The 19270-nt window shown below is 72.1% G+C and carries 21 protein-coding genes and 1 pseudogene; 8 read left to right on the top strand and 14 right to left on the bottom strand.

What is annotated here, in order from left to right; translation table 11 throughout:
- Nucleotides 1-8: 8 nt before the first annotated feature.
- From amrb99_RS10235 to amrb99_RS10220, 4 genes are read right to left on the bottom strand one after another with little or no spacing between them, the layout of a single operon-like run.
- The gene (locus tag amrb99_RS10235) at nt 9-596 is read right to left on the bottom strand and encodes an isochorismatase family cysteine hydrolase (protein ID WP_190855226.1); all 588 of its coding nucleotides are present in this window, start codon (nt 594-596) and stop codon (nt 9-11) included.
- A gap of 25 nt (nt 597-621) precedes the next feature.
- A complete protein-coding gene (locus amrb99_RS10230; protein ID WP_190855224.1) occupies nt 622-1392 on the bottom strand; it encodes an SDR family oxidoreductase in 771 nt (256 codons plus the stop codon).
- Entirely contained in the window at nt 1386-2792 is a 1407-nt protein-coding gene (locus amrb99_RS10225; RefSeq protein WP_206699893.1) for an FAD-dependent oxidoreductase, read from the bottom strand. Before amrb99_RS10225 ends, amrb99_RS10230 begins: the two co-directional genes overlap by 7 nt.
- Entirely contained in the window at nt 2789-3784 is a 996-nt protein-coding gene (locus amrb99_RS10220; protein WP_190855221.1) for an isocitrate lyase/PEP mutase family protein, read from the bottom strand. Before amrb99_RS10220 ends, amrb99_RS10225 begins: the two co-directional genes overlap by 4 nt.
- A gap of 309 nt (nt 3785-4093) precedes the next feature.
- Here amrb99_RS10220 and amrb99_RS10215 point away from each other — a divergent pair, with 309 nt between their 5' ends.
- From amrb99_RS10215 to amrb99_RS10190, 6 genes are read left to right on the top strand one after another with little or no spacing between them, the layout of a single operon-like run.
- Nucleotides 4094-5269 carry an acyl-CoA dehydrogenase gene (locus tag amrb99_RS10215; protein WP_190855218.1) on the top strand — a complete coding sequence of 392 codons (1176 nt, stop codon included), beginning with the start codon at nt 4094-4096 and terminating at the stop codon, nt 5267-5269.
- Nucleotides 5266-6189 (top strand): VOC family protein, encoded by a 924-nt coding sequence (locus amrb99_RS53065; protein ID WP_190855217.1) that lies wholly within the window; start codon nt 5266-5268, stop codon nt 6187-6189. Before amrb99_RS10215 ends, amrb99_RS53065 begins: the two co-directional genes overlap by 4 nt.
- Nucleotides 6186-7034 (top strand): alpha/beta hydrolase, encoded by an 849-nt coding sequence (locus amrb99_RS10205; RefSeq protein WP_190855214.1) that lies wholly within the window; start codon nt 6186-6188, stop codon nt 7032-7034. Before amrb99_RS53065 ends, amrb99_RS10205 begins: the two co-directional genes overlap by 4 nt.
- Nucleotides 7035-7036: 2 nt before the next feature.
- Nucleotides 7037-8212, top strand: a complete 1176-nt coding sequence (locus amrb99_RS10200) for an acyl-CoA dehydrogenase family protein (protein WP_190855212.1) — start codon at nt 7037-7039, stop codon at nt 8210-8212.
- Nucleotides 8209-9060: an alpha/beta hydrolase gene (locus tag amrb99_RS10195; RefSeq protein ID WP_190855210.1), complete on the top strand. Its 852-nt coding sequence runs from the start codon at nt 8209-8211 to the stop codon at nt 9058-9060. The genes amrb99_RS10200 and amrb99_RS10195 overlap by 4 nt, the downstream gene beginning before the upstream one ends.
- A gap of 7 nt (nt 9061-9067) precedes the next feature.
- The gene (locus amrb99_RS10190) at nt 9068-9910 is read left to right on the top strand and encodes a fumarylacetoacetate hydrolase family protein (RefSeq protein WP_190855208.1); all 843 of its coding nucleotides are present in this window, start codon (nt 9068-9070) and stop codon (nt 9908-9910) included.
- A gap of 63 nt (nt 9911-9973) precedes the next feature.
- Here the strand turns inward: amrb99_RS10190 and amrb99_RS10185 are convergent, their stop codons facing one another.
- Nucleotides 9974-10579, bottom strand: coding sequence for a TetR family transcriptional regulator (locus tag amrb99_RS10185; RefSeq protein ID WP_190855206.1), 606 nt, complete (start codon nt 10577-10579; stop codon nt 9974-9976).
- A 121-nt stretch (nt 10580-10700) separates the two neighbouring features.
- Here amrb99_RS10185 and amrb99_RS10180 point away from each other — a divergent pair, with 121 nt between their 5' ends.
- On the top strand, nt 10701-11681 hold the full coding sequence (locus tag amrb99_RS10180; RefSeq protein ID WP_190855204.1) for an aldo/keto reductase: 981 nt from the start codon (nt 10701-10703) through the stop codon (nt 11679-11681).
- 91 nt (nt 11682-11772) lie between these two features.
- Here amrb99_RS10180 and amrb99_RS10175 read toward each other — a convergent pair whose 3' ends face one another.
- Genes amrb99_RS10175 through amrb99_RS10165 form a run of 3 tightly spaced genes read right to left on the bottom strand, consistent with a single transcriptional unit; the run spans nt 11773 to nt 12989 of the window.
- On the bottom strand, nt 11773-11955 hold the full coding sequence (locus tag amrb99_RS10175) for a DUF397 domain-containing protein (protein WP_190855201.1): 183 nt from the start codon (nt 11953-11955) through the stop codon (nt 11773-11775).
- A 48-nt stretch (nt 11956-12003) separates the two neighbouring features.
- Nucleotides 12004-12186: a DUF397 domain-containing protein gene (locus amrb99_RS10170; protein WP_190855198.1), complete on the bottom strand. Its 183-nt coding sequence runs from the start codon at nt 12184-12186 to the stop codon at nt 12004-12006.
- Nucleotides 12174-12989, bottom strand: a complete 816-nt coding sequence (locus amrb99_RS10165) for a helix-turn-helix transcriptional regulator (RefSeq protein ID WP_190855196.1) — start codon at nt 12987-12989, stop codon at nt 12174-12176. The genes amrb99_RS10170 and amrb99_RS10165 overlap by 13 nt, the downstream gene beginning before the upstream one ends.
- Before the next feature lie 157 nt (nt 12990-13146).
- Between amrb99_RS10165 and amrb99_RS10160 the strand changes: the two genes are divergently transcribed.
- Nucleotides 13147-13545 carry an ATP-binding protein gene (locus amrb99_RS10160; RefSeq protein ID WP_190855194.1) on the top strand — a complete coding sequence of 133 codons (399 nt, stop codon included), beginning with the start codon at nt 13147-13149 and terminating at the stop codon, nt 13543-13545.
- A 4-nt stretch (nt 13546-13549) separates the two neighbouring features.
- Here the strand turns inward: amrb99_RS10160 and amrb99_RS10155 are convergent.
- The 6 genes and pseudogenes from amrb99_RS10155 to amrb99_RS10130 form a co-directional block, all read right to left on the bottom strand.
- Nucleotides 13550-14525: pseudogene (locus amrb99_RS10155) on the bottom strand (NAD-dependent epimerase/dehydratase family protein).
- Complete coding sequence (locus amrb99_RS10150; RefSeq protein ID WP_190855192.1) at nt 14522-14959, bottom strand: MerR family transcriptional regulator; 438 nt, start codon at nt 14957-14959, stop codon at nt 14522-14524. The pseudogene amrb99_RS10155 and the gene amrb99_RS10150 overlap by 4 nt, the downstream one beginning before the upstream one ends.
- Before the next feature lie 34 nt (nt 14960-14993).
- The gene (locus tag amrb99_RS10145) at nt 14994-15674 is read right to left on the bottom strand and encodes a hypothetical protein (protein WP_190855190.1); all 681 of its coding nucleotides are present in this window, start codon (nt 15672-15674) and stop codon (nt 14994-14996) included.
- Between the two features lie 153 nt (nt 15675-15827).
- Nucleotides 15828-16547, bottom strand: coding sequence for an ABC transporter ATP-binding protein (locus amrb99_RS10140; RefSeq protein WP_190855188.1), 720 nt, complete (start codon nt 16545-16547; stop codon nt 15828-15830).
- Between the two features lie 13 nt (nt 16548-16560).
- On the bottom strand, nt 16561-18297 hold the full coding sequence (locus amrb99_RS10135) for an ATP-binding cassette domain-containing protein (protein WP_190855184.1): 1737 nt from the start codon (nt 18295-18297) through the stop codon (nt 16561-16563).
- Nucleotides 18298-18301: 4 nt separating this feature from the next.
- On the bottom strand, nt 18302-19225 hold the full coding sequence (locus amrb99_RS10130) for a branched-chain amino acid ABC transporter permease (protein ID WP_190855174.1): 924 nt from the start codon (nt 19223-19225) through the stop codon (nt 18302-18304).
- Nucleotides 19226-19270: the final 45 nt, after the last annotated feature.

The raw sequence follows: 19270 nt of genomic DNA, 5'->3' as shown, positions 1-19270 counted from the left end.
GCGTCCCCTCAGAAGGCGAGCTCGGCGGAGCCGATCACGGAGCCGAACAGCGGCAGCATGTTCGTCACGGAGAACTCGTGGAAGTCGGGCCGGAAGGAGGCGCACATGTCCTCGACGACGGTGACCTGGAGGCCGGAGTCGGAGGCGTGCCGGGCGGCGGACTCCACGACCAGGTTGGTGGCGACGCCGCCGAGGACGACCTCGGTGACGCCTTCGGCGGCCAGGACGTCCCGCAGCGCGGTCCCGACGAACGGGTCGACGCAGCCCTTGTCGACGACGGGCTCCCCGCCGGCGGGCGCCAGCGCCTTGACGATCTGCGCCTCCGGCGAGTCCGCGAGCATCGCGCGCTGCTCCTCGTAGGGGTCGAAGCGCGGCAGCCGGTTGGTGCGGAGCCGGTAGGACGGGTCGAACGCGAGCCGGACGTGCACGACGAGCGTCCCGGCCGCGCGGGCGGCGGCCAGCACCCGCTCGGCCGTGCCGAGGACGCCGCGCTCGGCGATCTGCGCGGCGAGCGGGGGCATCCGCAGGTGCGGCCCCTCCTCGCAGAGCGCGACCTGGTAGTCGAGCATGAGCAGGGCCTTCGTGGCGGTGGTCATCAGGGGTCTCCTTGGAGGGATCGGGCTACCAGGCGGACCAGCCGCCGTCGACGTACACGACCTGGCCGGTCATGTACGAGGCGGCGGGGCTCGCGAGCAGGAGCAGGGGGCCGGCGAAGTCGGTGGCGGGGTCGCCGAGGCGGCCGAGCATGGTGCGCTCGCCGAACCACGCCAGCCGGTCGGGGTCGGCGCCGAGCGCGGCGGTCATCTGGGTGGGGTAGAAGACGCCGGGGGCCAGGCAGTTGACGTTGACGCCGTGCGGGCCGAGTTCGGCGGCCAGCGCCCGCGTCACGTTCACGACGCCGGCCTTGGACGAGTAGTACGCCGACTCGGGGACGGGTCCGACGCGCTCGGCGTAGACGGTGGTGAGGTTGACGATGCGGCCGCCGCTCCCCTGCCGGGTGAGGGCCTTGCCGGCCTCGCGTCCGACCAGCCACGTCCCGGTGAGGTTGACCCGGACGACCCGCTCGAACTCCTCGACCGTGGTCTCGTCGTACGGCTTGCGCAGCATGACGCCAGCGGCGTTGACGACGATGTCGAGCCGCCCGTGCGCGGCGATCACGTTCTCGAAGAGCGCGGCGACGGACGCCTCGTCGGTGACGTCTACCTCATGCGCGCTCGTCCCGAGGTCGCGTGCCGTGGCGGCGAGGTCGGCGGCGCGCGCCGGCAGGTCGGCGACGGCGGTCCGCGCTCCCGCGTCCGCGAGCGCGTGCGCCGCGCGCTCACCGAGGCCGCCGGGGGCCACGCCGACGACTAGGGCGACCTGGCCGGTCAGATCGAAGGCGGACGTCACCATTGGAGCTCGCTCTCCTCGCCGGCCGCGTTCCGGCCGGCGATCCGGCCGAAGACGCCGGACTTGCCGATGGAGGTGCCGGTCATGTAGCCGGCACCGTGGAATCCGCCGGTGATCTCGCCGGCGGCGTAGAGGCGCTCGATCGGCGCGCCCCACCAGTCGAGGACCCGCATCCGGGTGTCGACGGTGAGGCCGCAGTACGTCGCGAGCACGACGGTGCCGGAGGGGTGGGCGTAGAAGGGCGGCTGGTCGATCGGCGTCCGCTCCCCCACGCCGCCGGACAGGTGGACGCGCCCGAACGCGTCGTCCCGCCCGGACGCGATCGCGGCGTTGTAGTCCGCGACGGTGCGCCGCAAGGAGCCTTCGGGGAGGCCGATCTCGGCCTCCAGGCCCGCGATCGTGTCGGCCCTGAGCAGCATCCCGGCCCGCTCGCGTCCCGCGAACTCGTAGATCGGGACCTCGTCGTTGGCGAGGGCCATCGTCCGGGCGTCGAAGACCTGCCAGGTGGTCACGCCGGGCTGGGCGAGCGCGGCGTCGCCGATCTCCTTGTAGTTCCGCGACTCGTCCACGAAGCGGCGGCCTTCGCGGTTGACCGCGATCGCGCCCTTGTAGACGGCGAGGATGCCGGTGCCGTCCTCGTCGGGGTGCTCGACATGGAAGTGCCCGTAGGTGCCCTTGATGTAGGGGGTGTCGCGGACGCCGGCGCCGAGCGCCATGGCCATCTTGAGGCCGTCGCCCTGGTTGCCCGCGCCGCCCTGGCGGAGCGCGTGCTCCATCTGCGGCGCGAAGGTGGCGAGCAGGTCCGGGTTCATCGAGAACCCGCCGGTGGCGAGGACGACCGCGTCGGCCGCCACCTCGCGGCCGTCGGCGAGCCGGACGCCGGTCACGCGGGCGCCGTCGTGCAGCAGCCGGTGGGCGGGCGCGTCGAGCATGACGCGCGCGCCGAGGTCGCCGGCCGCCTTGAGCAGCAGTTCCAGCATGCGGGTGGTGTCGGCGGGGTGGCTGCGCGGCACCGACTGGCCCGAGGCGGCGTGGATCTCCCCGTACCGGACGCCGCGGTCCTTCAGCCACCGGTACGTCTCCAGCTGGTGCTCGCAGTACAGGTCGACGAGCGCCGGGTCGTTGCGGTCCTTCCCGACGTCGAGGAGGTCCTTGCGGAGCAGGTCGGCGGAGTCGGCGATGCCCTGCTCGGCCTGCTCGTCGGTGCCGGCGAACGCGGACAGGCCCGCCGACTTCACGGTGGAGCCGCCGATGCCGCCGGTCTTCTCCAGCAGCAGCGCGTACCGTCCCGCCTCGGCGGCGGCGAGCAGCGCGGCGCAGCCGGCGAGGCCCGCGCCGAGGACGAGGACGCCGACGCGCTCGGGCAGCGCGGTCTCGACCGGCAGGCCGGGGACGGAGCTCACGAGCCGCTCCCGTACTCCCGGTCCAGCGCGCTCTCGGCGGCGCTGAAGCGCGGCAGGTTGAACAGGCTCTGCCGCTGATCCCATCCGGCCATCCGCCCGGCGCGGGACGCGGTCTCGCCGTGCTCCTTCAGGTGCGCCAGCGCCTCCTGCCCGGCGAGGTGCATCGAGCGCATCAGGTAGTTGGCGAACAGCACGACGCCGAAGCCCAGTTCGGCGTACTCCGCCACGCCGAGCTGCGGGGTCCTGCCGCCCTCGACCACGTTGACGATCAGCGGGACGCCCGCCAGCTCGCGCCCGACCAGGGCGAGCTCGTCGACCGTCCGGGGCGCCTCGACGAACAGCACGTCGGCGCCGGCGTCGGCGTAGGCGCGGCCCCGCTCGATGGCCTCGTCGATCCCGTGCACGGACCGGGCGTCCGTGCGCGCGATGATCACGAGCGCGTCGTCGGTGCGCGCTTCGCACGCCGCCGCGATCTTGGTCTGCATGTGCCCGGACGGGATCAGCGCGTGCGAGTCGAAGTGGCCGCACCGCTTGGGCATCTCCTGGTCCTCCAGCTGGAGGCCGGCCACCCCGGCGCGCTCCAGCAGCCGGACGGTGCGCATCGCCGCGAGCGGGCCGCCGTACCCGGTGTCGGCGTCGCAGACGAGCGGGACGCGGGTCGCCTCGGTGAGCCGTCCGGCGTGGTCGGCGACCTCGGTCTGGGAGATCAGCCCGATGTCGGGCAGGCCGAAGCCGGCGTTCGCGAGCCCTGCGCCGGTGGCGTAGACGGCGGCGAAGCCGGCGTCCTCGACGAGCCGGGCGCCGAGGGCGTCGGTCGCGCCGGGCAGCACCAGCGGCTCGATCCCCGTGCCCGGCCCGTCCGCGCCCGGCCGAGGCACGGCGGCGGCGAGCGCGGCGCGCAGCGCGACCCGCTTGTCACGGGCGCTCGGGCCGGGGCCGACCCCGGTCAGCGACGCGAGCAACCCCGGCTCCCAGGGTGGGGTGTGCGGCACGGCAGCTCCTCCATGGAGTGATTACTACAGACCTTTACCGTGACACCAGTCACCAGCCGAGCGCAACCCCGGCCGGACCGGCCGAAGGTGCGCCCCGCCCCTCCCCCGGCCTGATCTCATCCGATTTCAGCAGCCCATACGCCAAACTGTTCAGCGACCTCGGACGACAAGGAGCTGTGCGCGCGGTCACAGAATCTTGCCGCCCCCTCTTGCCTTCCCCGGAGCGCTCGCTCTACGGTCCATGTAGTGACTGTTACAGAGATGCCGGTCACGCTCTCCCGCCCTCCCCACACCGAAGGAACGTCACCGATGACCGTCCTGGACGAGATCCGCCGGCTGGAGCCGGAGCTCCGCGCCGAGGAGGACCTCTCGGCCGAGCAGCGCGCGCTGACCGGCCGGGCCTTCACGTACATGCGCGAGACCGGGCTGATGCGCGGCCTCCAGCCGAAGCGCTGGGGCGGCGCCGAGCTCTCGCTGCGCGAGCACCTCGCGAGCGTCTACGAACTCGGCCGGATCGCGCCGTCCGCCGGCTGGGTGGCCGGGGTCATGGGGTCGCACCCCTGGCAGCTGGCCCTCTTCCCCGAGGAGACGCAGGCCGAGATCTGGGAGTCCGACCCGGACTGGAACGCCTCGTCCTCCTACGCGCCGACCGGGAGGATCGAGCCGGTCGACGGCGGGTACCGGGTGCACGGCCGCTGGTCGTTCTCCTCCGGCTGCGACCACGCCCAGGGCGTGATCCTCGGCGGGTTCGCCGGGAAGGTCGAGGTCGCGCCGGGCGTCGAGGTCCCGAACTACGGGTCCGCGCTGCTGTACCGCGACCAGTACTCCATCGACGACACCTGGCACGTCCGCGGCTCGCGCGGCACCGGCAGCAAGGACATCGTCGTCGCCGACGCCTTCATCCCCGAGCGCCGCTTCCTGTCCAGCCCGCTCTACGAGTACAACCCCGACCGTCCCGCGCCGGGCATGGAGACCAACCCGAGCGCCCTCTACAAGGTGCCGTGGGCGGTCATGTTCAACCTGGTGCTGGTCGCGCCGATGCTCGGGCTCGCCCGCCGCGTCCTCGACGACTGGACGGCCGACACCCGCGTCCGCAAGGCGAACTGGGGCGGCACCTACGCCGACGACCCGCTGATGCAGATGCACCTGGCCGAGGCCGAATGGGTGCACGACGCGGCCGTCATGAAGATGTACGACGCGATCGACACGATCACCGAGGCCGCCGAGGCCGGCGCGTTCCTGGACAAGCGGCAGCGCGCCCGGCTCCGGTGGAACGTCACCAAGGGCTGCCAGGAGACCGGCTTCGCGATCAACAAGCTGATGCGGGTCGCCTCGGGCCGCACCGTCTTCGTCGACCACCCGCTGCACCGCCTCTACCAGGACGTCATCGCCGAACTCGGCCACGCGTTCCTCGTCTCCGACGGCGTCGGCCAGTACTACGGCGCCGCGCTCCTCGACTCGTCCGCCCCGGAGGTCATGCTGTGATTTCGCAACTCGCCTATCTCGGGATCGCGTCGCCGAAGGCCGAGGAGTGGCGCGACTACGCCACCCGGCTGCTCGGCGCGGTCATCGCCGGCGACGGCCCCGACGGCGCGGTCCGCGTCAAGGTCGACGACAAGGGCTACCGGATCGCCGTCCACCCGGCCGAGCAGGACGAGCTCCGCTACATCGGCTGGGACTGCGGCAACGAGACCGAGCTGCGCGCCTACGTCGCCGAGCTGCGCGGCAAGGGCGTCGAACTGCACGCCGGGACCGCCGAGGAGCTCAAGGAGCGCCAGGTCAGCGAGCTGCACTGGTTCGCCGACCCGTTCGGCAACCGGCACGAGCTGGTGTGGGGGCAGTACTCGCACCCGAACTCGTTCTTCCCCGGGCGCCCCATGCGCGGCCGGTTCGTCACCGGCGACCTCGGCCTCGGCCACGTCGTGCTGATCGTGCCGGACCTGGAGCGGGCCGACGCGTTCTACGCCGAGACGCTCGGCTTCCGGCTGTCGGACCGGGTGAAGAGCGACATCTTCAACCTGCGCTTCTACCACTGCAACGGCCGCCACCACTCCCTCGCGGTCGCCGAGATCCCCGGCATGACGGGGATCAACCACCTGATGCTGGAGGTCGAGTCGTTCGACGACCTCGGCACCGCGATCGACCTGTTCACCGCCGACCCGGAGCGGGAGATCCTGCTGTCGCTCGGCCGGCACACCAACGACCTGATGACCTCCATCTACGTGCAGACCCCGTCGTCGATGCAGATCGAGTACGGGCACGGCGGGATCACCGTCGACGACCTGACGTGGGTCGCGGGCAACCACGACCTGCCGTCGATCTGGGGCCACCACCGCTCCCAGGCGTACATCGACGGGCCGCCCGGCATCTTCCGCACCGTCGCCGGCGGGGAGGCGGGCGAATGACCGCCGCGATCCGCACCGAGGACGTCGCGATCGGCGGCGGCCGCCACCTGCGCGTCAACCAGACCGGCACGCCGGGCGCGCCCGCCCTGCTCTTCCTGCACGGGTCCGGGCCGGGCGTGACCGCCGCGTCCAACTGGCGGGAGGTCATCGAGGGGCTCGGCGACACCTACCACTGCGTCGCCCCCGACATCCTGGGCTTCGGCGACTCCAGCCATCCGGACCCGCAGCCGCAGGGGTTCACGGCGCAGGCCGAGGTCCGCATCGAGGCGCTGCTGGAACTCGTGGACGCGCTGGGCCTGGCGAAGGTCGTCCTCGTCGGCAACTCGATGGGCGGGATGTACTCGCTGCGCATCGCCCAGCTCCGGCCGGACCTCGTTGCCGGGCTCGTGCTGATGGGCTCGGGCGGCATGCCGGGCCTGGAGCCCACGCCCGAGCTGATCAAGCTCATCACCTACTTCGACGATCCCACCGTCGAGGCGATGGCGGACCTGCTCATCCAGTTCGTGCACGACAAGAGCGCCTTCGGCGACACGGTCGAGGCGGTCGCGGCGGAGCGGATGCCGATCGTGCGGCGGCCCTGGATCGAGGCCGGGCACCGGGCCATGTTCGGGCCGGAGATGCTCGCCTTCGAGCCGGACGACCTCGCGAAGATCGACGTCCCGGCCCTGGTGGTGCACGGCCGCCAGGACGTCATCGTGCCGCTCGAATGCGGCCGCTACCTCGCCGAGCACCTGCCTCAGGCGGACCTCTACGTGATCAACAAGTGCGGCCACTGGACGCAGATCGAGCAGGCCGCGCGCTTCCAGGCGATCGTGCGGGCCTTCGTCGGGAACGGGGCGGAATGACCATGGGCATGATCGAGAAGGCGCGGGCCGCCGCGCCCGCGCTCGCCGCGGCCGACGCGGCGAGCGCGGAGCAGGGGCGGCTCACCGAGGAGGCCGTCGCGGCGCTGGAGTCGACGGGCGTGCTGCGCGCGCTGCAGCCGGCCCGCTGGGGCGGCGGCGAGGCCCACCTCGCCGAGTACGCCGACACGGTGATCGAGATCGGCCGCGCGTCGGCGTCCGCGGGCTGGGTGGCGTCCGTCGTCGGCGTCCACCCGTGGCAGATCGCCCTGTTCCCCGAGGAGACGCAGAAGGAGGTCTGGGGCGACGACCCGGGCCGCAGGATCGCCTCGTCGTACACGCCGACCGGCAGGATCGAGAAGGTCCCCGGCGGCTACCGGGTGTCGGGGCGGTGGAGCTTCTCCTCCGGCAGCGGGATCTGCTCCGGCGTCATCCTCGGCGGCATCGCCGGGCGCCGCGAGGTGAACGGCACCGAGTACCCCGACTTCACCTCCGTGATCCTCGACGAGGCCGACTACCGGATCGAGGAGACCTGGAACGTCGCGGGCCTGCGCGGCACCGGCTCCAACGACATCGTCGTGGACGGCGTGTTCGTGCCCGAGCACCGCGGCCAGTCGCACGTGTACTACACGCACGGTCTCGGCACCCCGCTGCCCGGCCAGGAGCTCAACGACGGGCCGCTGTACCGGACGCCGTGGGCGGTCACGTTCAACCTGATCATCGCCGCCGGAGCGCTCGGCGCCTGCCTCGGCTTCTACGACCAGTGGGTCACCGAGACCCGCGCCCGCCGCACCAACTACGGCCAGTTGCTCCGCGAGGAGCCCGTCGTGCAGGACCATCTCGCCGAGGCGGCCTGGCAGCTCGACGCCGCCGTCCTGAAGGTCAGGCGGACGGCCTCCGAGCTGATGGAGCACGCGGAGCGCGGCGAGGTCCCGTCGCCGGAACAGCGCGCCTTCTGGCGCTGGGACGTCGCCCGGTCGGCGAACGCGGCGGTCGACACCGTCCAGGCGCTGATGCGGGTCTCGTCGGGCCGCTCCGCCTTCGTCGACCACCCGCTGCAGACGAGGTTCCAGGACGCCATCGCGGCCGGGAGCCACGCCTTCCTCTTCGGCGACCCGCTCGCCAAGGCGTGGGGCGGCCGGCACCTCGGCGCCGAGAGGCTCGCGGAGGTGCACCTGTGATCACCTCGTCCGACGTCGCGGTCGAGGTCCGCGGCGGGGAGCTGACGTTCCGGCTGCACGAGGCGGGCGAGCGCGGCTCGGAGGCCGTGCTGTTCCTGCACGGCTCCGGGCCGGGCGCGACCGGGCTGTCCAACTGGGAGCGGATCATCACCGATCTCGGGCCCCGGTACCGGTGCCTGGCGCCCGACCAGATCGGGTTCGGGGACTCCTCGCACCCCGTCGACGCGCCGCGCGGCATGGGCCCGTTCAACGAGCTGCGGGCCGAGGCGCTGCTCGCGCTGGTGGACGGGCTCGGCCTGGAGAAGGTCCACCTGGTCGGCAACTCGATGGGCGGCCAGCTCGCGCTGCTGATGACGCTGGCCCGGCCCCATCTGATCGGCAAGGTCCTGCTGATGGGCAGCGGCGGCGCACCGGACATGCCGGTCAGCCCCGGCCTCGCGCACCTGCGCGAGTTCTACGCGAGCCCGAGCGCCGAGTCCCTCAAGGGGCTGCTCAGCGAGTTCGTGTACGACCTCGACCCCCTGCGCGCCACCGTCGACCGGGTCGTGGCGGAGCGGATGGCCTACGTGGACCGCGAGGACGTCCGCCGCTCGCACGAGGCGTCGTTCGACCCGGACGGCGCCCGGCGCTTCTTCACGCGCGAGGAACTCGCGACCATCACCCACGAGGTGCTCTGCGTCCACGGCCGCGACGACCGGATCATCCCGGTCGCCGCGAGCGAGTACTTCGCCGCCGCGATCCCGAACGCGGACCTGTACGTCCTCGGGCGGTGCGGCCACTGGACGCAGATCGAGCACCCCGAGACCTTCGAGCGGCTCCTGACGGGCCTCATCGACGGCCACCTGTAAGGAAGACATGCGCATCGCCAACCACGCGGGCCGGGCCGTACTGGTCGTCTCCGACGGCAAGGCCGCGGACATCGCGACCGCCTCGGACGGCCGCTTCGGCCCCGACCCGCAGAGCGTCTACGACCACTGGGACGCCTTCACCGCATGGGCCGCGACCGCCGCCCCCGCGCCCGACGTCGAGATCGACGCGGCCCGGCTGGGCTCGCCGTCGCCCGCGCCGTCCCAGGTCATCGCGATCGGGCTGAACTACGCCGACCACGCCGCGGAGACCGGCTTCGAGCCGCCGAAGGACCTGCCGCCGGTCTTCACCAAGTTCGCCTCGTCCATCACCGGCCCCTTCGGCGAGATCGCCCTGCCCGACGGCGGCCACACCGACTGGGAGGTCGAGGTCGTCGCGGTCATCGGCCGGACGGCCCACCGCGTCACGGCCGAAGCGGCCTGGGACCACGTGGCCGGCCTCTCGGTCGGGCAGGACCTCTCGGAACGGATCCTCCAGTTCACCGGCGAGGCCCCGCAGTTCGGCTTCGCCAAGTCCTACCCGGGGTTCGCGCCGATCGGCCCCTGGCTCGTCACCCTCGACGAGCTCCCCGACCGCGACGACCTCGCGCTCGGCTGCGCGATCGACGGCGAGACGGTGCAGGACGGCCGCACGTCCAGGCTGATCTTCTCGATCCCCCGCACGATCGCGAAGCTGTCGCAGGTTCTCACCCTGCGCCCCGGCGACGTGATCTTCACCGGCACCCCGGACGGCGTCGGCCTCGGCAGGAGCCCCCAGCGCTTCCTTCGCCCCGGCGAGACGCTGCGCACCTGGGTGGAGGGCATCGGCGAGATGGAGCACACCTTCCGCTGAACCGGCCCCACCGGAGCCCCGGCCCCACAAAGGCCGGGGCTCCTGTTCCCGACCCGGGCTCCCTCAGGAAGGGCGCCGGGCGGGCGGGAAGATCGCGGTGACGGCGCGGATGACGGCGGCGCGGCGCGCGGCCGGCGCCGTGTCCGCGGCGGCGCGGCGGGCGACGGCGGCCATCTCGGCCTGGTCGAGCCAGGTGTGCGCGATCTGGGAGACCAGGGCCAGGACGTCGACGGGATCCCACGCGGGGTCGAGGTCGCCCGCCTCCTGGGCGCGGCGGACGGTCTCGATCTTGGCGAGGATCGCGTCGCGGTACGGCCCGCGGTCGCCGTCGGGTGCGACGGCCGATTCCAGGCGGCCCCAGGCGACGAACCGGTACCGGTCGGGATTCGCGGTGAAGTAGTCGAACAGCTGCCCGGCGTAGGCGGGCAGATCGGCGGGGTCCAGATGGACGGCGCCGGCCGCCGCCGCGAGTTCGGCGGCGGCGACGTGTTCGTACAGCTTCTCCTTGCTGCGGAAGTAGGCGTAGACGCGTTCCTTGCTGGTCCGGGCGGCCTTGGCGATCCGGTCGACCCGGGCGCCGGCGATTCCGTGCCGGGCGAACTCGTCGCGGGCGGCGGCGGCGATCCGGTCCCGGGTGGAGTCGGCGCGGGCGGGCTCGGTGCTGGCCATGGCCCCACCCTAACCAACCGAACCGTTCGGTTTGACGCGCTCGCGGAGGTGGGTACGGTGGAGCCGGACCATACCGAACGGTTTGGTTGGTTCCTTGCGATTCCTTCACGGAGGGTTGGTCATGCAGCAGCGCACTCTGGGGCGCCAGGGCCTGGTCACCTCGGCCATCGGCTACGGCACGATGGGACTGACGATGGCCTACGGCCCCGGCGACGAGCGGGAGGGCATCGCCGCCATCCGCCGCGCCTTCGACCTGGGCGTCACGTTCTTCGACACCGCCGAGCTCTACGGCCTCGGCACCGGCTCCAACGAGATCCTCGTCGGCAGGGCGCTCAAGAGCGTCCGCGACGAGGTGGTCATCGCCACCAAGTTCGGCTTCGACCTGACCAACGGGTTCACGCGCGCCCTCAACAGCCGCCCCGACAACATCCGCAAGGTCGCCGACAACAGCCTGCGCTACCTGGGCGTCGACCACCTCGACGTGCTCTACCAGCACCGCGTCGACCCCGACGTGCCGATCGAGGACGTCGCCGGCACGGTCAAGGAACTGATCGACGCGGGCAAGGTGAAGTACTTCGGCCTGTCGGAGGCCGGCCCGCAGACCATCCGCAAGGCCCACGCCGTCCAGCCCGTCTCGGTGCTGCAGACCGAGTACTCGCTGTTCGAACGCGACGTGGAGCAGCTGTTCCCGGTGCTGCGCGAACTCGGCATCGGGTTCGTCGCCTACTCACCGCTGGGCCGCGGCTTCATCACCGGCACCGCCAAGCCCGCCGGGTCCTACGACGCCACCGACATGCGCAACCACGACCCCCGCTGGCAGCCCGGCAACTTCGAAAAGAACCTGAAGGCCGTTCAGCAGCTCACCGAACTCGCCGCCACCAAGAACGCGACCGTCTCGCAGCTGGCGCTGGCCTGGATCCTGGCGCAGGGCGAGGACATCGTCCCGATCCCGGGCACCCGCAGCCCCCAGCGAGTCGAAGAGAACACCACCGCCGCCGACCTCGCCCTCACCGGCGACGACCTGGACGCCATCGCCCAGATCCTGCCCACCGGCGGCTTCGGCGCCCGCTACGCCGAGAACGCCCTTCCCACCTGGATCTGACCGCCCGTGCTCCCCGTTGAGTCGTGGCGTGGCGCCCTTATGAGAATAAGGACACCACGCCACACCTCAACGGCTCGTTGGCCGGAGAGTGTCAGTGCTTCAGCGCCGCCATCAGGGTGGCGAACTCGTCGCGGCGTACGACGAGCTTGGGGCCGTCCGGGTCCTTCGAGTCGCGGACGGCGACGACACCGGCCAAGTCCGCGACCTCGACGCACTCGCCCCCGGTGCTGCCGCTGCGACTGCTCTTACGCCAAGTGGCCGTGGTCAGGTCCATCCGTTCACCATCCTTAGAACCAGGTCGACAGACCAGCCAGCGAGACTGTCAGTGCTTCAAGGCCGCCATCAGGGTGGCGAACTGCTCGCGGCCCACGACGAGCTTGGGGCCGTCCGGGTCCTTCGAGTCACGGACGGCGACGACACCGGCCAAGTCCGCGACCTCGACGCACTCGCCTCCGTTGCCTCCGCTGTAGCTGGATTTCCGCCACCGGGGATTTAGATCTTCCATCGTTCTTCCGCCAATCTGCGAATCAGGTCTTTCGACTGGCCAATGGGAAGCGCCAACGAACGAACCTCCCGGAGCGCCCGGCGCATCACTGCCACGTCCTCCCTGTCTTCCATAGTGAAGCCTCGAGCCACGCTCTCGATATATGCGACTTCCCGGAGGTCTTCAAGGGTCGCGATCGTGAACGAGCCGATGCTACCGAGGTGGTCGCCCCGCAGTGGGACGACCTGGACCGACAGGTTCGAGTTGGACATCTCGGCGAGGTGCATCAGCTGGTCGTACATGACCTTCCGATTGCCGACCTCGCGCTGAAGCACGCCCTCGTCGAGGAGGAAGGAACAACCTGGTGGAGGTGGTTCGTTTCGGGTCAGGATGTCCTGCCGTCGCAGGCGAGCCTCAACGACCTCTTGGTCGCCGTATAGGAGGACACTGGCGTACTCGGGAGTCTGAAGGAGCCCGTGGACGAGGCCGAGGCTGTAGGCCGCCAGTTCCGCCGCAGTCTCCTCCAAACTCACCCAGTCGAACCACACGGGGAAGGCCGCGTCTTTGACAAGGTCTTCCCACAGCGCCACCAGTTCGCCGTTCGCCTCAAGGACCTTGTCCATCTCGTTGGCGAACTCCAGCGTGCAGCGGGTACGGCCTGTCTCGATCGCGCCGATGTACTGGGGGGTGACGCCCTCGCCATCCCGTGCCCGCACAGCGAGGTTCTCCTGACTCCAACCCTTCGCCTCGCGGAACCGCCGCAACCGGCGACCGAACGGAAGCAGCGCCGGACTCACCTTTGCCTTGAAGCGACGTGGCGTCATAGCGTCATCGTCCCTCAACTCTGGGTCAAGCTGCCAGCAAGTCACGAGAACTCGTGGACGGTTGGTTGCCCAGCTTCACCTGTGCTTCGTGACGCTCCGCGAGTGCGCGGTGGCTAACTGGGCGGTGACCAGTGGCCAACGTTCCAAGGGTGTACCGATGACTTCACCAGCGGCATCCGAGCCCCCCACGCTCGTTCTCGACTCGAACGATGCGGCGCCTCGGCTCGCGCGCGAGTTCCTTGCCAAGCAGTTCGCGGACTGGGGCATCGCGGACGACTACCTGGGCCGGTTGATCGTCTGCGAGCTGGTCACCAACGCCTACAGGCACGGTGAGGGGCCGATCGTCGTCCGTCTCCGGCGCGACGAGCACGACGGGCGGCCCGTGATCGAGGTGTGGGACGCGGGTGAGGGCCGTCCGGTCGTCCGGCCGGAGGACCACGCGGCGGTCTCGGGCCGGGGGCTCCGGCTCGTCGCCGAGTTCGTCCAGGACCGCTGGGGCGTTCGCCCGCTCGTCGAGGGCGGTAAGGCCGTCTGGGCGAAGCTGCCGGCGCCTTGAAGCGTCATTCGTTCGCCTTGAGGAGGTCGAGGTCGCGGAGGCTTTCGGCGGACTCCACGATCGTCGTCTCGGCCGGACGCGGCCGCCAGCCGAGTTCCGTCCGGGCCCGGTCGTTGCGGATGATCGGCCGCGGCGGCCCGTCACCCGGCTCCTCCTCCGTGGGCACCCGTGCGGCGAGCGGGCCGAGCCGCCGGCGCAGGACGGCGGCGATGTCCAGGAGGCTGAGCGCCGGGCCGTCGCCGACGGCCAGGAAGCGACGGCCCGCGGCGCCGGGCGCCGCCATCGCGCGGATGTGCAGGTCGGCCACGTCGCGGACGTCGACGATGCCGAAGCGCAGCCGCGGCGCGCGTTTCATCGCGCCGTCGAGCATGGCCTTGATCAGCTGGATCGAGGAGCCCGGGACGGATGTGAGGGCGGGCCCGAAGATGCCGGTCGGGTTCACGGCGACCAGTTCGGTGCCGCCGTCCCCGTCGCCCATCAGGTCCCACGCGGCGCGCTCGGCGATCGTCTTGGAGCGCGGGTAGGGCGCCAGCCCCGGCGTGCCGGGATCGGTCCAGTCGTCCTCGGTGTACTCGGCGCCCGGCTTCGGCGTGTACCCCACCGCGGCGAAGGACGAGGTCAGCACCACGCGGCGGGCGCCCGCCGCGCGCGGCGCGCAGCACCCGCAGCGTGCCCTCGCGGGCGGGGACGATCAGCTCGTCCGGGTCGTCGGGCGGGGCGGCCGGGATGGGCGAGGCGACGTGGTGGACCTCGGCACAGCCGGCCACCGCGGCGGCCCAGCCGTCGTCGGCCGTCAGGTCCGCCGCGACGACCTCCAGGCCGGAGTCGTCCGCGCCGCCGCGTCGCACGGCCGCGCGCACGTCGGCCTCGCGGGCCGTCGAGCGCACCGTGGCGCGCACCTCCCTGCCGTCCCGCAGCAGCGCGGCGACAAGGTGCGTGCCGAGGTAGCCCGACCCGCCGGTGACCAGGACTCGGCTCATCGCAGGAGCTCCAGCCGGTCGACCGACTCCACGAGGCGCCGCGTCACCTCGGCCTCTTCGGCGGCGTCACCGCGGTCGCGGGCGTCCCACAGCGCCGCCTTGTCGCGCAGGTAGCCGAGCCGCGCCCGCCGGGCGGCGATCTCCGCCTCGACGCGCTCGGCGTGCCACAGCAGCAGGTCGCGCTGCTCCCCCGCCGCGGCCCGGCCGCGTGCACGGTTGGCCTGGTAGGCGCGCATGTCGTCGATCCCCACCCCGGCGGCGCGGAGGCAGGCCAGCGCCTCCAGCACGTCGAGGTCCTCGACGCCGTAGCGGCGGTGCCCGCTGCTCTCGTCCCGCCGGATCGGCCCGACGAGCCCGACGTCCTCGTAATAGCGCAGCGTCGGCTCGCTGAGCCCCGTGCGCCGGGAGACGTCCTGGATGGTGAAGGTGCTCATGTCCAGCAGGACAGCACACCTCAAGCGCTTGAGGTCAAAGCTGGCCGAAGGTCCAGCCGATCGCCTGCCGCTGGAGTTCCTCCATGACGACGGAATCGCCGGACGACGCGGTGGCGGGCTGCTGCGGGACGGCGCTCGCATACGACACCGTCGGGTCGGTGGGGTCGGCCGGGTGAGCGAGCGCGCCGCCGAACCTCAGATCTCCGGCGAACCACAGCACGCCGTAGCCGTCGGTCATGGCATGCCAGGTGGCGCGCTGGAGCCGGGTCTTCATCACCCCCGCCACGTTCTGGTCCGGGTCCAGAAGGAACACGTGAACCAGCGTCGAGGGGTTCACATAGTCGCGGACGAGTTCCACGCGGCAGGGCCAGACCTGCCAGGGCTGCTCGGCCAGAACCCTTCTGAGGCGGTGTGCCTCCGGTCCCGTCAGACCCTCGCCGCCGGGGCCGCGCACCCGCTCCTGGCTCCTCGCCGCCAGCCATATGACCAGCAAGGCCGCCTCCCCGGCGAGCACCCCGCCCACGAGGCCGGCGAAGGACAGTTCGTCCCTGAGCGCGATGATCATTCCCACGGCCATCGCCGCGCCGCACACCGAGACGCCGATGAAGAGCACCCGGTCCAGGCGTGCGGCCTTGTCGAGCTGGCCGAGGACGGACGGGGTGGCGGTCGCCGCCGGTTCGGGAGAGACCGCGTAGCCGAACCGCCTGGCGAGCATTCCTACCTCCGATGACCAGCGGCTTCCGAGATGCTTCCGATCATCATCCACGCACCGTGCGCACCCCAACAAGCGAGGCAGGATGACAGGAACCGGTCACCGGGGAGGGAACCTTTCCGGCGTCCCCGGTCGGGGCGGTCAGGATCGGGGCGGTCAGAAGAGGTCCCAGAAGTCGGTGCGGCCGCGCAGCTCGTCCGCGGTCTCTTCGAGGATCACGCTGCCGGAGCGCATCGCGTAGGCGCGGTCGGCGATCTTCAGGGCCTGCTTGACGTTCTGTTCGAGGAGCAGGACGCCGATCCCCTCGTCGTCGGCGAGGGAGCGCAGGCGGCCGAAGATGGTCTCGACGACCGAGGGCGCGAGGCCGAGGGACGGTTCGTCCAGCAGCAGCAGGCGGGGCCGGGCCATCAGCGCCATGCCCAGGCTGACCATCCGCTGCTGCCCGCCCGACATCGAGCCGGCCGGCTGCCTCCAGCGCTCGTCGAGGATCGGGAAGAGCTCCTTCACCGTCGCGAGGCGCTGCGCGGTGCTGGAGCCGGACGGGGCGTTGGCGGCGCCCAGCAGGAGGTTGTCGTGCACCGACAGGTCGGGGAACACGAACCGCTCGGACGGGATCATGGCGACGCCCGCCGCGACGGCCTTGCGGACGGGCCGGCGGGTGGTGTCGCGCCCGGCGATCCGGACGGTGCCGGCGCGCGGGCGGACGGCCCCGAGCACCGCCCGGATCGTGGTCGTCTTGCCCGCGCCGTTGTGGCCCATCAGGGTCACGATCTCGCCCGCCTCGACGCGGAGGCCGACGCCGTGGAGCACCTCCTTGCGGCCGTAGCCGGCGACCAGGCCGCTCACGTCGAGCAGCGGCGCGCTGTTCTGGGACATCGGGTCCTCCTCGTCACTGGGCGCCGAAGTACGCCTCGGCGAGGCGGGCGGAACCGGTCAGCTCGTCGAGCGTGCCGGACGCGGTGATCTCGCCGAGTTCCATGAAGCAGGTGTGGTCGGCGAGCCGGCGGACGACGTCGAGGTTGTGCTCGACCAGGCAGACGGTCCGGCCCTCGTCCCGGACCGCCGCGACCATGGCGAGCATGGTCTCCACCCAGGCCGCGTCGACGCCGGAGGCCGGTTCGTCGAGCAGCAGCACCTCGGCCCGGGTCGCCAGCGCCCGCGCCAGCGAGACCAGCTTCGACTGGCCGTAGGACAGCGCGTCGGCCGGTGCCGCGGCCTGGTCCGCCATGCCGACGAACTCCAGCCACCGCATCGCCTCCGCGGCGGCCTCCCGGTCCGCGCGGGAGACGGCCCGGCCGGGCGCGAACAGCCGGCCGAGCCGCTCGCCCGGCTGGCCGGGGACGGCGAGCATGACGTTCTCCAGGCACGTCAGCCGGTTGAGCAGCCGGACGTCCTGGAAGGTGCGCGCCAGCCCGGCGCGGACGATCAGGTCCGGGCGCATCCCGACCAGCTCGGCGCCGTTCAGCGTCACCGAGCCGGTGTCGGGGACGACGGTGCCGGTGAGCAGGTTGAACGCGGTGGTCTTGCCGGCGCCGTTCGGGCCGACGAGCGCCGTGACGGTGCCGCGCCGCAGTTCGAGGTCGATGTTCTTGGCGGCGGTGATGCCGCCGAAGCGCTTGGACAGCCCCTCGGCGCGGAGCACGACGTCGGCCTCGGCGTAGGGCGTCCGGTCGGCGGGCGCGGGACGCGGCGAGGTCCGCGCCCGCGGCTCGAAACCGGACGAGGCGCGCGGTGCGGGCGCGGCGGGCACGTCGGGTATCGCGATCTTCCGGGGGCGCTCGCGGAACAGGCCCTGCGGCCGGACGAGCATGACGAGCAGCAGCAGGGCGCCGTACAGCACCACCTGCACGAGCGCGGCCTGGGTGCTCTGCACGGCGAGGACCTGGCGGAGCACCGGCTCGATCATCGTGAGGACGATGCCGGCCGCGATCGAGCCGGCGAGGTTGGCGTTGCCGCCGACGATGACCATCGCGAACACCGCCATGGCGAGCGGGAACCCGTACGCCGACGGGGTCGCCTGGCCGAGCCAGCCGGAGTAGAGGCCGCCGACCAGCCCGGTCAGCCCGCTGGTGATCGCGAAGATGCCGATCTTGTAGCCGAAGGTGTTCTTGCCGAGCGCGCGGGTCGCCACGGCGTCCTCGCGGATGCCCTTGAGCACCTGCCCGTAGGGGGACTCGCCGAGGCGGCGGCAGACGGCGAAGACGAGGGCGAGCACCACCGCCGACGGGACCAGCCAGTCGGCCGGGGTGTCCAGCTCCATCCCGAACAGCCGCAGGCCGTCGACGCCGGTGATGCCCGTGACGCCGCCGAGGGCGTCGAAGGTGGCGAGGACGCCGATGATCCCGAGCGAGAACGCCAGCGTCATGAGGATGAGGAACTCCTCGGCGAGCCCGAGCGCGATCAGCCCGATCAGCACCCCGAGGACGGTGGTGACCAGCACGGCGACGGCGAGGGAGGCGAGGTAGGGCCAGCCGTGCTGGCCGGCGAGGAAGCAGACGGCGTAGCCGCCGACGCCCGCGAAGGCCGCGTGCGCGACGGAGACCTGCCCGGCGTAGCCGACGAGGAGGTTGACGCCGACGGCGAGGGCCGCGAGCAGCAGCGCCTGGTCCAGATAGTTGATCCACATGGCGTCAGACCTTCTCCAGCGGCACGGGACGGGCGGGGCGCGGGCGCGGCAGGCGGTCCTTCACCGCCAGGAACGCGAGGTAGGCAGTGAGGACGATGAAGACGGCGGTCTGCGTCCACTGCAGCGGCAGCCAGTTCGACGCCCACTGCTCCAGCAGGCCGAGCCCGATCCCGACGGGCAGCGCGCGCAGCGGCGACGAGCGGGTGCCCGCGAGGAAGGCCACCACGAACCCGTAGATGACCGTCGAGTCGCCCATGGTCGGCTGGACCGTGTAGAGCAGGCCGTACCAGAGCGCGCAGGCGCCGGAGATGAGACCGGCGACGGCGAAGCAGACGAGGTTGACGCGGCGGACCCCGATCCCCAGCACGGCGGCGAGGCCCGGGTTGCTGCGGACGGCCTTGATCGAGCGGCCGATCGGCGTGCACGCCAGGAACGCGGTGAGGGCGAGGACGAGGACGAGGCAGGTGGCCGCCTGGTCGACGTCGAAGTTGGAGATCCGCGCCGAGCCGAGGTGGTGCTGCACCTGGTCCGGTCCGTAGAACGGCAGGCTGCTGGTGCCGAACTTGAGCTGGAGCAGGGCGATGCCCGCTGTGCTGACGCCGATCGAGGTCACCAGCACGGCGAGCATGGCGCGGTCGGCGGCGCGTCGGGCGACGGGCTCGTAGACGCCGAGTTCCAGCAGCATGCTGACCGCGACCGCGACGGCGAGGCCGGCGAGCGCCGACGGCCAGAACGGCGCGCCGAGACCGTCCATCACCCAGTAGGCGGCGTAGGGGGCGGCGGTGTAGGTGAGCGCGTAGGCGAAGTGGAAGCGGTTGGTGACCCCGATGACGAGCGCCAGCCCGGCGCCGAGCGCGGCGTAGAGGGCGCCCCGCACGAGGCCGTTGACGGTCAGCTGCCAGAGTTCGCCGTCCAGCAGGTCGTGCATGGATCCTCCCGGATCGAGGGACCCGGGGGACGGCCGCTGCGGGCC

The sequence above is a fragment of the Actinomadura sp. RB99 genome (assembly GCF_014706005.1).
Lineage (GTDB): Bacteria > Actinomycetota > Actinomycetes > Streptosporangiales > Streptosporangiaceae > Spirillospora.
The sequence above is the reverse complement of the archived record's forward strand: the minus strand, read 5'-3'. Positions and strand labels throughout refer to the sequence as shown.